11 protein-coding genes are annotated in these 13,788 nt (G+C 61.2%); all 11 read left to right on the top strand.

Going from position 1 to position 13,788, the window contains the following annotated elements; genetic code table 11:
* Nucleotides 1-296 precede the first annotated feature (296 nt).
* The 11 genes from acs (at nt 297) to astD (ending at nt 13,648) form a co-directional block, all read left to right on the top strand.
* Nucleotides 297-2,252, top strand: a complete 1,956-nt coding sequence (acs, locus tag DKY63_RS13330) for an acetate--CoA ligase (RefSeq protein ID WP_110964519.1) — start codon at nt 297-299, stop codon at nt 2,250-2,252.
* Nucleotides 2,253-2,935: 683 nt separating this feature from the next.
* Nucleotides 2,936-3,715, top strand: coding sequence for an ABC transporter substrate-binding protein (locus DKY63_RS13325; RefSeq protein ID WP_110964518.1), 780 nt, complete (start codon nt 2,936-2,938; stop codon nt 3,713-3,715).
* A 91-nt stretch (nt 3,716-3,806) separates the two neighbouring features.
* On the top strand, nt 3,807-4,496 hold the full coding sequence (locus DKY63_RS13320) for an ABC transporter permease (RefSeq protein WP_110964517.1): 690 nt from the start codon (nt 3,807-3,809) through the stop codon (nt 4,494-4,496).
* Nucleotides 4,493-5,191, top strand: a complete 699-nt coding sequence (locus DKY63_RS13315; protein WP_110964516.1) for an ABC transporter permease — start codon at nt 4,493-4,495, stop codon at nt 5,189-5,191. The genes DKY63_RS13320 and DKY63_RS13315 overlap by 4 nt, the downstream gene beginning before the upstream one ends.
* Before the next feature lies 1 nt (nt 5,192).
* Nucleotides 5,193-6,305 carry a M14 family metallopeptidase gene (locus DKY63_RS13310; protein ID WP_110964515.1) on the top strand — a complete coding sequence of 371 codons (1,113 nt, stop codon included), beginning with the start codon at nt 5,193-5,195 and terminating at the stop codon, nt 6,303-6,305.
* A 28-nt stretch (nt 6,306-6,333) separates the two neighbouring features.
* On the top strand, nt 6,334-7,098 hold the full coding sequence (locus DKY63_RS13305) for an ABC transporter ATP-binding protein (protein ID WP_110964514.1): 765 nt from the start codon (nt 6,334-6,336) through the stop codon (nt 7,096-7,098).
* Nucleotides 7,099-7,346: 248 nt separating this feature from the next.
* Nucleotides 7,347-8,327: a transcriptional regulator ArgR gene (gene argR / locus DKY63_RS13300; protein WP_110964513.1), complete on the top strand. Its 981-nt coding sequence runs from the start codon at nt 7,347-7,349 to the stop codon at nt 8,325-8,327.
* Nucleotides 8,328-8,650: 323 nt separating this feature from the next.
* Nucleotides 8,651-9,871: an aspartate aminotransferase family protein gene (locus tag DKY63_RS13295; RefSeq protein ID WP_110964512.1), complete on the top strand. Its 1,221-nt coding sequence runs from the start codon at nt 8,651-8,653 to the stop codon at nt 9,869-9,871.
* Between the two features lie 192 nt (nt 9,872-10,063).
* Complete coding sequence (gene aruF / locus DKY63_RS13290; RefSeq protein ID WP_110964511.1) at nt 10,064-11,083, top strand: arginine/ornithine succinyltransferase subunit alpha; 1,020 nt, start codon at nt 10,064-10,066, stop codon at nt 11,081-11,083.
* Nucleotides 11,084-11,156: 73 nt separating this feature from the next.
* On the top strand, nt 11,157-12,182 hold the full coding sequence (gene astA / locus DKY63_RS13285; RefSeq protein ID WP_110964510.1) for an arginine N-succinyltransferase: 1,026 nt from the start codon (nt 11,157-11,159) through the stop codon (nt 12,180-12,182).
* Nucleotides 12,179-13,648 carry a succinylglutamate-semialdehyde dehydrogenase gene (astD, locus tag DKY63_RS13280; protein ID WP_204354348.1) on the top strand — a complete coding sequence of 490 codons (1,470 nt, stop codon included), beginning with the start codon at nt 12,179-12,181 and terminating at the stop codon, nt 13,646-13,648. Before astA ends, astD begins: the two co-directional genes overlap by 4 nt.
* The last annotated feature ends 140 nt before the right edge of the window (nt 13,649-13,788 follow it).

Below are 13,788 nucleotides of genomic sequence, written 5' to 3'. Positions count from 1 at the left end.
AACACTTTTGACAGATCCTGTAACAATCCCTGAATAACCTCTTTTTCTGTAGGAGCGAGCTCTGCTCGCGATGGACTAGAAGGTTGCGCGGGGTGTCAGGCTGGGCGCGTTATCGTTGGCGACCATCGCGAGCAGGGCTCGCTCCTACAGGAGTGTGGGATGTTTGGCAGGGCGGCGTGGGAGTAATCAGGACAATTTGTATGGGCTTGTTACTACCATCGTCGAATGGTTCTATAGCCCCCGCCCGGCTAAAACAGGGGCCATACAAAAACAACTATTCCACCGAGGTAAGAAAGATGAGTGCGGCTTCTCTGTATCCCGTTCGTCCCGAGGTTCTGGCCAATACGCTGACTGACGAGGCGACCTACAAGGCCATGTACCAGCAGTCGGTCGTCAACCCGGACGGTTTCTGGCGCGAGCAGGCCAAGCGCCTCGACTGGATCAAGCCTTTCACCACGGTGAAGCAGACTTCCTTCGACGATCACCATGTCGATATCAAATGGTTCGCCGACGGCACCCTGAACGTTTCCTACAACTGCCTCGACCGTCATCTGGCCGAGCGCGGCGACCAAGTCGCAATCATCTGGGAAGGCGATGACCCTTCCGAAAGCCGCAACATCACCTACCGCGAACTGCACGAACAAGTCTGCAAGTTCGCCAACGCCCTGCGTGGCCAGGACGTGCACCGCGGCGACGTGGTGACCATCTATATGCCGATGATTCCCGAAGCCGTGGTCGCCATGCTGGCGTGCACCCGGATCGGCGCGATTCACTCGGTGGTGTTCGGTGGCTTCTCGCCGGAAGCCCTGGCGGGTCGCATCATCGACTGCCGCTCGAAAGTGGTGATCACCGCCGATGAAGGCATCCGTGCCGGCAAGAAGATCCCGCTCAAGGCCAACGTCGACGACGCGCTGACCAACCCGGAAACCAGCAGCATCCAGAAAGTCATCGTGTGCAAGCGCACCGGTGGCGATATCAAGTGGAACCAGCATCGCGACATCTGGTTCGAAGACCTGATGAAAGTGGCCGGCACCGTGTGCGCGCCGAAAGAGATGGGCGCTGAAGAAGCACTGTTCATCCTCTACACCTCCGGTTCCACCGGCAAGCCGAAGGGCGTGCAGCACACCACCGGCGGTTACCTGCTGTATGCGGCCATGACCCACGAGCGCGTGTTCGACTACCGTCCGGGCGAAATCTACTGGTGCACCGCCGACGTCGGCTGGGTCACCGGTCACAGCTACATCGTCTACGGCCCGCTGGCCAACGGCGCTACCACGCTGCTGTTCGAAGGCGTGCCGAACTATCCGGACATCACCCGGGTGGCGAAGATCGTCGACAAGCACAAGGTCAACATCCTCTACACCGCGCCGACCGCGATCCGCGCCATGATGGCCGCCGGCACCGCCGCGGTCGAAGGCGCCGATGGCAGCAGCCTGCGCCTGCTCGGTTCGGTGGGTGAGCCGATCAACCCGGAAGCCTGGGACTGGTACTACAAGAACGTCGGCAAGTCCCGTTGCCCGATCGTCGACACCTGGTGGCAGACCGAAACCGGCGGCAACATGATGAGCCCGCTGCCGGGCGCCCATGCCATGAAGCCGGGTTCTGCGGCGCGTCCGTTCTTCGGTGTGGTGCCGGCGCTGGTGGACAACCTGGGCAACATCATCGAGGGCGAGGCCGAGGGCAACCTGGTGATTCTCGATTCGTGGCCGGGCCAGGCGCGTACCCTGTACGGCGACCACGACCGCTTCGTCGACACCTACTTCAAGACTTTCCGTGGCATGTACTTCACCGGTGACGGCGCGCGTCGCGATGCCGATGGTTACTACTGGATCACCGGCCGTGTGGATGACGTGCTGAACGTGTCCGGCCACCGCATGGGTACGGCCGAGATCGAAAGCGCGATGGTTGCGCACCCGAAAGTCGCCGAAGCGGCGGTGGTGGGTGTGCCGCACGACATCAAGGGGCAGGGCATTTATGTCTACGTCACCCTGAATGCCGGCGAAGAGACGAGCGAGCAACTGCGCCTTGAGTTGAAGAACTGGGTGCGCAAGGAGATCGGCCCGATTGCTTCGCCGGATGTGATCCAGTGGGCGCCGGGGCTGCCGAAGACCCGTTCGGGCAAGATCATGCGGCGGATTCTGCGCAAGATCGCGACGGCCGAGTATGAGGGGTTGGGTGATATCTCCACCCTGGCCGATCCGGGTGTGGTGCAGCATTTGATTGATACGCACAAGACGATGAATGTGGCTTAAGTAGCGTTTGGAGTCATCGGAGCCCTGCCAGGTGTTGTGCCTGGTGGGGCTTTTTGTTGTCTGTGAGATTCGTGTTGCCTGGGCTGGCCTCATCGCGAGCAGGCTCGCTCCTACAGGGGTCTCAGGCGTTCACAAAATCACTGTAGGAGCGAGCCTGCTCGCGATGGCGGCCTGTCTGACACCGCCTAAACACCAGCCAATAATTATCGACTTCCCCTGTAGGCCCTTTCCCACTGTTACCCGTCAGTTCTCAAGTAACTGAATGTGTAACCGCTCCACACCCAGACGAGTCATTGGGAAACCCGGCATCTCCTGTCAGGGGCAAAAAAGCCCCTCAAAAAAATAACACCCCACGCCAAGCTTGCCGGATTAGAAGGGTTTGCCAATAATAGGCCCGCAATTTGCTACATAGATCGGTTTACCCTCTTTTGCCTTTGCATGAATTTGCGAGGCTGTCAACGCGCTCAAACGGCTTTCTCGGTGCTTCTGTAACTAGTTGTCGCATTGAAGAAATATCGGCCTCGGGCCTGTCGTTAGAATGCCGATCACTCGCTCGTCGTTGCCTGTGTTGAAAATTCGTACAGGCTTCCCAGGACGGAGCAACACAATTCCGGTTCCACTCATTCGCATATTGGGCTGTCGCTCACTCTGCCGTTTTAGCCCTTTTCCGATGGAGTCCCAAGATGAAGAAACTCGTGCTGCTTGGCGCCCTGGCACTGTCCTCCGTGCTGTCCTTGCCAACCTTCGCCGATGAAAAACCTCTGAAAATCGGTATCGAAGCGGCTTACCCTCCGTTCGCCTCCAAGGCACCGGACGGCAGCATCGTCGGTTTCGACTACGACATCGGCAACGCCCTGTGCGAAGAGATGAAGGTCAAGTGCGTGTGGGTCGAGCAAGAGTTCGACGGTCTGATCCCTGCACTGAAAGTGCGCAAGATCGACGCCATCCTGTCGTCGATGTCGATCACTGAAGATCGCAAGAAGTCCGTGGACTTCACCAACAAGTACTACAACACCCCGGCTCGCCTGGTCATGAAGCAAGGCACCCAGGTCAGCGAAGGCCTGACCGAGCTCAAGGGCAAGAACATTGGCGTGCAGCGTGGTTCGATCCACGAGCGTTTCGCCCGCGAAGTCCTGGCCCCGCTGGGTGCCGAGATCAAGCCATACGGTTCGCAGAACGAAATTTACCTGGACGTGAGCGCCGGTCGCCTCGACGGCACCGTGGCAGACGCTACGCTGCTGGATGACGGCTTCCTGAAAACCGACGCCGGCAAAGGCTTCGCGTTCGTCGGCCCGGCCTTCACCGACGTCAAATACTTCGGCGACGGCGTGGGTATCGCCGTGCGCAAGGGCGACAAGGCCGAGCTGGACAAGCTCAACGCTGCCATCGCGGCCATCCGCGAAAACGGCAAGTACAAGCAAATCCAGGACAAGTACTTCGCCTTCGATATCTACGGCAAGTAACACGCCCAAGCGACAAGTCCGAAATGGCGCAAGCAGCAGGATCACTGAGGTTTGCGCCATTTTTTCATCCCAACTTTCGAGGACCTGAATCATGTTGAAAGGCTACGGGGCTGTCATCCTCGATGGCGTTTGGCTGACGCTTCAGCTCGCCTTGTCGTCCATGGCCCTGGCCATCGTGCTGGGCCTGATCGGCGTGGCACTGCGTCTGTCTCCGGTGCGCTGGCTGGCCTGGCTGGGCGACCTGTATGCCACGGTGATCCGCGGGATTCCCGACCTGGTGCTGATCCTGCTGATCTTCTACGGCGGTCAGGACATGCTCAACCGCGTGGCACCGATGCTCGGCTATGACGAATACATCGACCTGAACCCATTGGCTGCCGGTATCGGCACCCTGGGCTTCATCTTCGGTGCGTACCTGTCGGAGACCTTCCGGGGTGCGTTCATGGCGATCCCCAAGGGGCAGGCCGAAGCGGGCATGGCCTACGGCATGAGCCGGTTCCAGGTGTTCTTCCGGGTGATGGTGCCGCAGATGATTCGCCTGGCGATTCCGGGCTTCACCAACAACTGGCTGGTACTGACCAAGGCCACCGCGCTGATTTCGGTGGTGGGTCTGCAAGACATGATGTTCAAGGCCAAGCAGGCGGCCGACGCCACCCGCGAGCCTTTCACCTTCTTCCTCGCAGTGGCTGCCTTGTACCTGGTGATCACCAGTGTTTCGTTGCTGGCATTGCGTCACCTCGAGAAGCGCTACTCGGTAGGCGTAAGGGCGGCTGAGCTATGATCTTCGACTACAACGTCATCTGGGAGGCCCTGCCGCTGTACCTCGGCGGCCTGGTCACCACCCTCAAACTGCTCGCGCTGTCGCTGTTCTTCGGCTTGCTGTGTGCATTGCCGCTGGGGCTGATGCGTGTGTCGAAAAACGCCGTGGTCAACATGACGGCGTGGCTCTACACCTACGTGATCCGCGGCACGCCGATGCTGGTGCAGCTGTTCTTGATCTACTACGGCCTGGCGCAATTCCAGGCGGTGCGCGAAAGCTTCATGTGGCCATGGCTGTCCAGCGCGACGTTCTGCGCCTGCCTGGCCTTCGCGATCAACACCAGCGCCTACACCGCCGAAATCATCGCTGGCAGCCTGCGCGCGACGCCGAACGGCGAGATCGAAGCGGCCAAGGCCATGGGCATGTCGCGCTTCAAGATGTACAAGCGCATCCTGCTGCCGTCGGCCCTGCGCCGGGCGCTGCCGCAGTACAGCAACGAAGTGATCATGATGCTGCAGACCACCAGTCTGGCGTCCATCGTGACCCTGATCGACATCACCGGTGCCGCGCGCACGGTCAACGCCCAGTTCTACCTGCCGTTCGAGGCGTACATCACCGCCGGCGTGTTCTACCTGTGCCTGACCTTCATTCTGGTGAAACTGTTCAAGCTGGCCGAGCGCCGCTGGCTGGGCTACCTGGCCCCGCGGAAGCACTGATATGGAACGCATCGATCACGCATTGCCGTGGAGTCATCTGGGCAGCGAGCGCCATATTTCGGTGTTTCGCTACGGCAGTGGCGAGCGCAAGGCCTACATCCAGGCCAGCCTGCACGCCGATGAATTGCCGGGTATGCGCACCGCCTGGGCGTTGAAAAAACGCCTGGCCGAACTCGAAGCTCAAGGCGCGCTCAACGGCGTGATTGAACTGGTGCCGGTGGCCAATCCACTGGGGCTGGGGCAACTACTGCAAGGCAATCACCAAGGGCGTTTCGAGGCGGGCAGCGGCAAGAACTTCAACCGCGATTTCGTCGAACTCAGCGCGCCGGTTGCGGCTCAGCTCGACGGGCATCTGGGCGATGACCCGCACGCCAACATTCGTTTGATCCGCCAGGCCATGAGCGATCATCTGGCTGCCTTGCCCGAGGCAAGCAGCCAGTTGCAGGGCATGCAACGCATCCTGCTCAGCCACGCTTGCACCGCCGATGTGGTGCTGGATCTGCATTGCGATGCCGAAGCGGCGCTGCACATGTATGCCTTGCCGCAGCACTGGCCGCAGTGGCGTTCGCTGGCCGCGCATTTGAATGTGCGGGTCGGCTTGCTGGCGGAGGATTCCGGCGGCAGCTCCTTTGATGAAGCCTGTTCGTTGCCGTGGCTGCGTTTGTCGCGCTTGTTCCCGGATGCACAGATTCCGCTGGCGTGCCTGGCGACCACCCTCGAATTGGGCGGTCAGGCCGACACCGGTCGCGAGGCCACCGAAGCCTGGGCCGAGGGCATTCTGGCGTTCCTTGCCGAGCAAGGGCTGATCAGTGGCGAATGGCCTAAGCCTGCGCATGAACCTTGCGAAGGTATGCCGTTCGAAGGCACCGAATTGCTGTTCGCGCCGCACCCTGGCGTGATCAGTTACTTGCGCAAACCCGGCGAGTGGATCGAAGCCGGCGACGAAATTTTCGAAGTGATCGATCCGCTGGCGGATCGGGTCAGCACGGTGTGTGCTGGTACGTCCGGGGTGCTGTTTGCCATTGAACGGCTGCGATACGCCCAACCCGGTTTCTGGCTGGCCAAGGTGGCGGGGCGCGAAGCGCTGCGTCACGGGCGCTTGCTCAACGACTGACTGACTGCTTTTTGTGAGAACCGACCGCATGTACAAACTTGAAGTCCAAGACCTGCATAAACGCTATGGCAGTCACGAAGTGCTCAAGGGCGTGTCCCTGAAAGCGGCGGCTGGCGATGTGATCAGCATCATCGGCTCCAGTGGCTCCGGCAAAAGTACCTTCCTGCGCTGCATCAACCTGCTGGAGCAGCCGCACGCGGGCAAGATCCTGCTCAACAACGAAGAGTTGAAGCTGGTGGCGAACAAGGACGGCGGGCTCAAGGCTGCCGATCCGAAACAGCTGCAACGCATGCGTTCGCGCCTGTCGATGGTGTTCCAGCACTTCAACCTGTGGTCGCACATGACCGCGCTGGAAAACATCATGGAAGCGCCGGTCCATGTGCTGGGCGTGTCCAAGGCTGAAGCCCGCGAAAAGGCTGAGCTGTACCTGAACAAGGTGGGCGTGGCGCACCGCAAGGACGCTTACCCTGGGCATATGTCCGGCGGCGAGCAGCAGCGTGTGGCGATTGCCCGTGCGCTGGCGATGGAGCCGGAAGTCATGCTGTTCGACGAACCGACGTCGGCACTGGACCCGGAGCTGGTGGGTGACGTGTTGAAGGTGATGCAGGCCCTGGCCCAGGAAGGCCGGACCATGGTGGTGGTGACCCACGAAATGGGCTTCGCCCGTGAAGTGTCGAATCAGTTGGTGTTCCTGCATAAAGGTGTGGTCGAGGAGAGCGGCAACCCGCGTGAAGTGCTGGTGAACCCGCAGTCCGAGCGCTTGCAGCAATTCCTGTCGGGTAGCCTCAAGTAATCAGGGCTGCCGTTGTGCACCTGGATGGTGCATGCTTCGCAGTCTAAAGGCTGGCCCCGATCCCCTGTGGGAGCGGGCTTGCTCGCGATTGCGGTGTGACATCCAACTCGGATGTCGACTGATCCACCGCTTTCGCGAGCAGGCTCGCTCCTACAATTAGATCTTTGCCGGTTTGCGATTTGCGTTCATTTACGGGCTAGCATTGGCCCATGCTTTCATCACTGTTCTTCGTTTCGGATCGCCCGCCCATGACTGCCCATCGAATTGGTTTCCTGATTTGGCCCAGCACTAAAGCACTGACGCTGGCGCTGGCTGAGGAGGCCTTGCGTGTTGCCCAGCGTGTGCATCCGGAAGTGGTCTACGAGCTGTCCTTCCTGCAGGCCGAGGCGCCGGTAGATGGCGCCTGGCAATTGCCGGGCGAGGCCTGGAGCGGCAAGCTCGAGAATTTCCAGAAGCTGTTCCTGCTCGCCGACGAGCCGCCGACCGCCCTGGCGCCCGCGCTCAGCACGGCCCTCAAGCAACTGGTGCGTGCCGGTTGCGTGATCGGTGGCCTGTCTGCCGGTGTCTATCCGTTGGCGCAGCTGGGGTTGCTCGACGGTTATCGCGCCGCCGTGCACTGGCGCTGGCAGGATGATTTTGCCGAGCGTTTCCCGAAGGTTATCGCCACCAGTCATCTGTTCGATTGGGATCGTGATCGCTTGACCGCGTGCGGTGGCATGTCGGTACTCGATTTGCTGCTGGCGGTGCTAGCTCGGGATCACGGTGCGGAACTGGCCGGTGCAGTGTCGGAGGAGCTGGTGGTCGAGCGCATTCGTGAAGGCGGGGAGCGTCAGCGTATCCCGTTGCAGAATCGCCTCGGCTCCAGTCATCCGAAGCTCACCCAGGCGGTGCTGTTGATGGAGGCCAACATCGAGGAGCCGCTGACCACCGACGAAATCGCCCAGCACGTTTGCGTGTCCCGTCGTCAGCTGGAGCGGATCTTCAAGCAATACCTCAATCGAGTGCCGAGCCAGTACTACCTGGAACTGCGCCTGAACAAGGCCCGGCAGATGTTGATGCAGACCAGCAAGTCGATCATCCAGATCGGTTTGTCCTGTGGCTTCTCTTCGGGGCCGCATTTCTCCAGCGCCTACCGCAACTTCTTCGGCGCCACGCCGCGGGAAGATCGCAACCAGCGGCGTAGCAGCAGTCCTTTCGAATTGTCCTCCGTGCCTTCCGAGCGCGGTTGATTCCTGCCTGACCAGGCCATGGCGGTGTCGCCATGGCCGATCTGTAAACACTTCGTTAATCCCTCCTTATAGATGTCCGGCAATCGGCGGCATCTTGCGCACCTGCGGTAAATCAAATCCCTCCAAGCCTGCCGTTAACTGCCTCGTACAGTTAAACTGCGCCTTTGCGACCCTATATGTCGCATTGCCGTAAACCCGGGAAAAACCGGGGTTTGCGCTATAAGAAGTTGTCGCTTGGCGGCAAGGCCGGGCTGAAAACTGTCCTTACAATCCCCCCATCGCTCGCCAGTTTCAGGCGGGTGTTTTCTCTTCAGGAGACTCCGATGTCCGTTGAGCACGCTGCGGTAGAACGCGCCGATTTCGACCAGGTAATGGTTCCCAACTACGCGCCTGCCGCTTTCATTCCGGTACGTGGCGAAGGCTCCCGCGTCTGGGACCAGTCCGGCCGCGAGCTGATCGACTTCGCCGGCGGGATTGCCGTAAACGTATTGGGCCATGCGCATCCGGCGCTGGTCGGTGCCTTGACCGAGCAAGCCAACAAGCTGTGGCACGTGTCCAACGTGTTCACCAACGAACCGGCCCTGCGCCTGGCCCACAAGCTGGTTGATGCCACCTTTGCCGAGCGTGCCTTCTTCTGCAACTCCGGCGCCGAAGCCAACGAGGCCGCCTTCAAGCTGGCCCGTCGTGTCGGTTTCGACCGTTTCGGCAGCGAGAAGTACGAAATCATCGCCGCGCTCAACAGCTTCCATGGCCGCACCCTGTTCACCGTGAACGTCGGTGGCCAGTCGAAGTACTCCGACGGCTTCGGTCCGAAAATCACCGGTATCACCCATGTGCCGTACAACGATCTGGCCGCGCTGAAAGCCGCCATTTCCGACAAGACCTGTGCTGTGGTGCTGGAGCCGATCCAGGGCGAAAGCGGTGTGATCCCGGCTGAACTCGAATACCTGCAAGGTGCCCGCGAACTGTGCACCGCGCATAACGCACTGCTGATCTTCGACGAAGTGCAAACCGGCATGGGCCGTACCGGCAAACTGTTTGCCTATCAGCACTACGGCGTGATCCCGGACATCCTGACCAGCGCCAAGAGCCTGGGCGGCGGTTTCCCGATCGCAGCCATGCTGACCACCGAAGACCTGGCCAAGCATCTGGTCGTCGGCACTCACGGCACCACCTACGGCGGCAACCCGCTGGCGTGCGCCGTGGCCGGTGCGGTGATGGACGTGATCAACACCCCTGAAGTGCTGGCGGGCGTGAATGCCAAGCACGACAAGTTCAAGGCGCGCCTGGAGCAGATCGGCGAGAAGTACGGCCTGTTCACTCAGGTACGTGGCCTGGGTCTGTTGATTGGTTGCGTCTTGAGCGATGCCTGGAAAGGCAAGGCCAAGGACATCTTCAACGCCGCTGAAAAAGAAGGCCTGATGGTGCTGCAAGCCGGTCCTGACGTGGTGCGTTTCGCGCCAAGCCTGGTGGTTGAAGACGCCGATATCGATGCCGGCCTGGACCGCTTCGAACGTGCTGCGGCAAAACTGACGCAAGCCTGATAGACCCTTCGGCGCCTGAGAATTCGGGCGTCGATCCAAATTTTGATACCGGTCCCGCTTTTCTGTAGGAGCGAGCCTGCTCGCGATGGTGTGTCAGTCGACATCATTGTTGCTGATCCACCATCGCGAGCAGGCTCGCTCCTACAAGGGGCCGGCTTATTTCCCTCAAGAGTTGAAAAAAGGAGTGACACCATGCTGGTGATGCGCCCCGCGCAAATGGCTGATCTGGGCGAGGTACAGCGTCTGGCTGCGGACAGCCCGATTGGTGTCACTTCCTTGCCGGATGACGTTGAACGCCTGAGCGACAAGATCGCCGCGAGCGAAGCCTCGTTCGCCGCCGAAGTCAGTTTCAACGGTGAAGAAAGCTACTTCTTCGTCCTCGAAGACACGACCACCGGCAAGCTCGTCGGTTGCTCGGCCATCGTGGCGTCAGCCGGTTATTCCGAGCCGTTCTACAGCTTCCGTAACGAAACCTTCGTGCACGCCTCCCGCGAGCTGAAGATTCACAACAAGATTCACGTGCTCTCCCAGTGCCATGACCTGACCGGCAACAGCTTGCTGACCAGCTTCTACGTGCAGCGCGAGCTGGTGGGTTCGCCCTGGGCCGAGCTCAATTCCCGTGGTCGCCTGCTGTTCGTGGCCAGCCATCCGGAGCGCTTTGCCGATGCCGTGGTCACCGAGATCGTCGGTTACAGCGATGAAAACGGCGACTCGCCGTTCTGGGATGCCATTGGCCGCAACTTCTTCGACCTCAACTACGCTGAAGCCGAGCGTTTGTGCGGCCTGAAGAGCCGTACGTTCCTGGCCGAGCTGATGCCGCACTACCCGATCTACGTGCCACTGCTGCCGGACTCCGCTCAGGAAGCCATGGGCCAGGTGCACCCACGGGCGCAGATCACCTTCGACATCCTGATGCGCGAAGGCTTCGAGACCGATCACTACATCGACATTTTCGACGGCGGCCCGACCCTGCACGCTCGCGTATCGGGGATCCGTTCGATCGCCCAGAGCCGCGTGGTGCCGGTGAAGATCGGCGAGCCGGCCAAGGGTGTCGGTCGTCAATACCTGGTGGCCAATGCCCAGTTGCAGGATTACCGCGCCGTGTTGCTCGAACTCGATTACGCGCCGGGCAAACCCGTGACCCTGGATCTGGAAGCCGCCGAAGCCCTGGGCGTTGGTGAAGGTGCCAGCGTGCGCCTGGTGGCAGTTTAAGGCCGGTCTGAAAGCATTCTGCAAAGCAGCGAAGTTTCGCGGGTGGCGTTGGCGGCCCGTTTGAGGAGATAGCATGATCGTTCGTCCCGTACGCAGCAGCGATTTACCCGCTCTGATCGACCTGGCCCGCAGCACCGGCACCGGCCTGACCACCTTGCCGGCCAACGAAGAGCGCCTGACTCATCGGGTCGGCTGGGCCGAGAAGACCTTCCGCGGCGAAGCCGGGCGGGGCGATGCGGACTACCTGTTCGTGCTCGAAGACGACAACGGTCGTGTGGTGGGTATTTCCGCGATCGCCGGTGCCGTCGGCCTGCGTGAGCCCTGGTACAACTTCCGCGTCGGTCTGACCGTCAGCGCTTCGCAAGAACTGAATATCTATCGGGAAATCCCGACGCTGTTCCTGGCCAACGACCTGACCGGCAATTCCGAGCTGTGCTCATTGTTCCTGCACGCCGATTACCGCACCGGCCTCAACGGCCGCATGCTGTCCAAGGCGCGGATGCTGTTCATCGCCGAGTTCCCGGACCTGTTCGGCAACAAGATCATCGCCGAGATGCGCGGCGTTTCCGATGAAGCCGGGCGTTCGCCGTTCTGGGAAAGCCTGGGCCGGCACTTCTTCAAGATGGAATTCAGCCAGGCTGATTACCTCACCGGTGTGGGCAACAAGGCGTTCATCGCCGAACTGATGCCGAAATTCCCGCTGTACACCTGCTTCCTGTCGCCGGACGCGCGCAACGTGATCGGCCAGGTGCACCCGGACACTGAGCCTGCGCTGTCGATGCTCAAGAGCGAAGGTTTCAGCTATCAGGGTTACGTCGACATTTTCGACGCGGGCCCTGCCATCGAATGCGAAACCGGCAAGATCCGCGCGGTGCGCGACAGCCAGGCGCTGGTGCTGGCCATCGGCACACCGGGCGATGACGCCACGCCGTTCATTATTCATAACCGCAAGCGCGAAGACTGCCGCATCACTGCCGCACCCGCACGCTTCGCCGCGGGCACGCTGGTGGTCGATCCGCTGACCGCCAAACGTCTTCAACTCAACGCCGGCGATCAGGTGCGCGCCGTTCCGTTGTCCGCTGCTCGGGAGTCGAAATAATGAAGTCGCTTTACATCGCAGGTGAATGGCTGGACGGTCAGGGCGAAGCCTTTGAGTCGTTGAACCCGGTGACCCAGCAAGTGCTGTGGTCCGGCAATGGCGCCACGGCCGCCCAGGTCGAGTCGGCCGTGCAGGCTGCGCGCCAGGCATTCCCGGGTTGGGCTCGTCGCACGCTGGAAGAACGTATTTCGGTGCTGGAAGCCTTTGCCGCCACCCTGAAGAAACACGCGGACGAACTGGCGCGCACCATCGGTGAGGAAACCGGTAAACCGCTGTGGGAATCGGCGACCGAAGTCACCAGCATGGTCAACAAGATCGCGATCTCGGTGCAGAGCTACCGCGAACGTACCGGTGAGAAGAGCGGCCCGTTGGGCGACGCCACCGCTGTGTTGCGTCACAAGCCACATGGCGTTGTCGCCGTGTTCGGTCCTTACAACTTCCCCGGTCACTTGCCGAACGGGCATATCGTTCCGGCGCTGCTGGCCGGTAACAGCGTGCTGTTCAAACCGAGCGAACTGACGCCGAAAGTCGCCGAGCTGACGGTCAAGTGCTGGATCGAGGCTGGCCTGCCGGCGGGCGTACTGAACCTGCTGCAGGGTGCTCGCGAAACCGGTATCGCCCTGGCGGCGAATCCTGGCATCGACGGTCTGTTCTTCACCGGTTCCAGCCGTACCGGCAATCACCTGCACAATCAATTTGCCGGTCGTCCGGACAAGATCCTCGCGCTGGAGATGGGCGGCAACAACCCACTGGTGGTCGATGAAGTCGCCGATGTGGATGCCGCGGTTTACACCATCATTCAGTCGGCGTTCATCTCTGCCGGCCAACGCTGCACTTGTGCACGCCGCTTGCTGGTGCCGCAAGGCGCCTGGGGCGATGCGTTGCTGGCGCGGCTGGTGGCGGTCAGTTCGACCATCGACGTGGGCGCTTTCGACCAGCAGCCGGCGCCGTTCATGGGCTCGGTGATTTCCCTTGGCGCGGCGAAAGCCTTGATGGACGCCCAGGAACACCTGCTGGCCAACGGCGCGGTGGCCTTGCTGGAAATGACCCAGCCTCAGGCCCAGGCTGCCTTGCTGACCCCTGGCATTCTCGACGTGACCGCCGTGGCCGAGCGCCCGGACGAAGAGCTGTTCGGGCCGTTGCTGCAAGTGATCCGCTACGCTGATTTTGCAGCGGCGATCGCTGAAGCCAACGACACGGCCTACGGCTTGGCGGCCGGCCTGCTGTCGGACTCCGAAGCACGCTACCAGCAATTCTGGCTGGAAAGCCGCGCCGGCATCGTCAACTGGAACAAGCAACTGACTGGTGCTGCCAGCAGCGCGCCGTTCGGCGGCGTGGGCGCCTCGGGCAACCATCGCGCCAGTGCCTATTACGCGGCGGACTACTGCGCGTACCCGGTGGCCTCGCTGGAGACGCCGAGCCTGGTGTTGCCCGGCGCATTGACCCCAGGCGTGCGGATGTCGTAACGCCCAATCGCGGGCAAGCCTTGCTCCCACAGGTTTGCGCAATCCTTGTAGGAGCAAGGCTTGCCCGCGATGGCCGCGACGCGGTCTTACTGAATTGTTACCTGAAGCCTATAACAAACAGATTCTCGTGGAGCCTCGCT

The organism is Pseudomonas putida (genome assembly GCF_003228315.1).
Taxonomy (GTDB): domain Bacteria; phylum Pseudomonadota; class Gammaproteobacteria; order Pseudomonadales; family Pseudomonadaceae; genus Aquipseudomonas; species Aquipseudomonas putida_S.
The sequence above is the reverse complement of the archived record's forward strand: the minus strand, read 5'-3'. Positions and strand labels throughout refer to the sequence as shown.

Bases quoted from the DNA above. Each gene is read 5' to 3' on its own strand.
- DKY63_RS13320 (WP_110964517.1), top strand. From the start codon at position 3,807: ATGTTGAAAGGCTACGGGGCTGTCATCCTCGATGGCGTTTGGCTGACG.
- acs (WP_110964519.1), top strand. From the start codon at position 297: ATGAGTGCGGCTTCTCTGTATCCCGTTCGTCCCGAGGTTCTGGCCAAT.
- DKY63_RS13315 (WP_110964516.1), top strand. From the start codon at position 4,493: ATGATCTTCGACTACAACGTCATCTGGGAGGCCCTGCCGCTGTACCTC.
- astA (WP_110964510.1), top strand. From the start codon at position 11,157: ATGATCGTTCGTCCCGTACGCAGCAGCGATTTACCCGCTCTGATCGAC.
- aruF (WP_110964511.1), top strand. From the start codon at position 10,064: ATGCTGGTGATGCGCCCCGCGCAAATGGCTGATCTGGGCGAGGTACAG.
- DKY63_RS13305 (WP_110964514.1), top strand. From the start codon at position 6,334: ATGTACAAACTTGAAGTCCAAGACCTGCATAAACGCTATGGCAGTCAC.
- DKY63_RS13310 (WP_110964515.1), top strand. From the start codon at position 5,193: ATGGAACGCATCGATCACGCATTGCCGTGGAGTCATCTGGGCAGCGAG.
- DKY63_RS13325 (WP_110964518.1), top strand. From the start codon at position 2,936: ATGAAGAAACTCGTGCTGCTTGGCGCCCTGGCACTGTCCTCCGTGCTG.
- argR (WP_110964513.1), top strand. From the start codon at position 7,347: ATGACTGCCCATCGAATTGGTTTCCTGATTTGGCCCAGCACTAAAGCA.
- DKY63_RS13295 (WP_110964512.1), top strand. From the start codon at position 8,651: ATGTCCGTTGAGCACGCTGCGGTAGAACGCGCCGATTTCGACCAGGTA.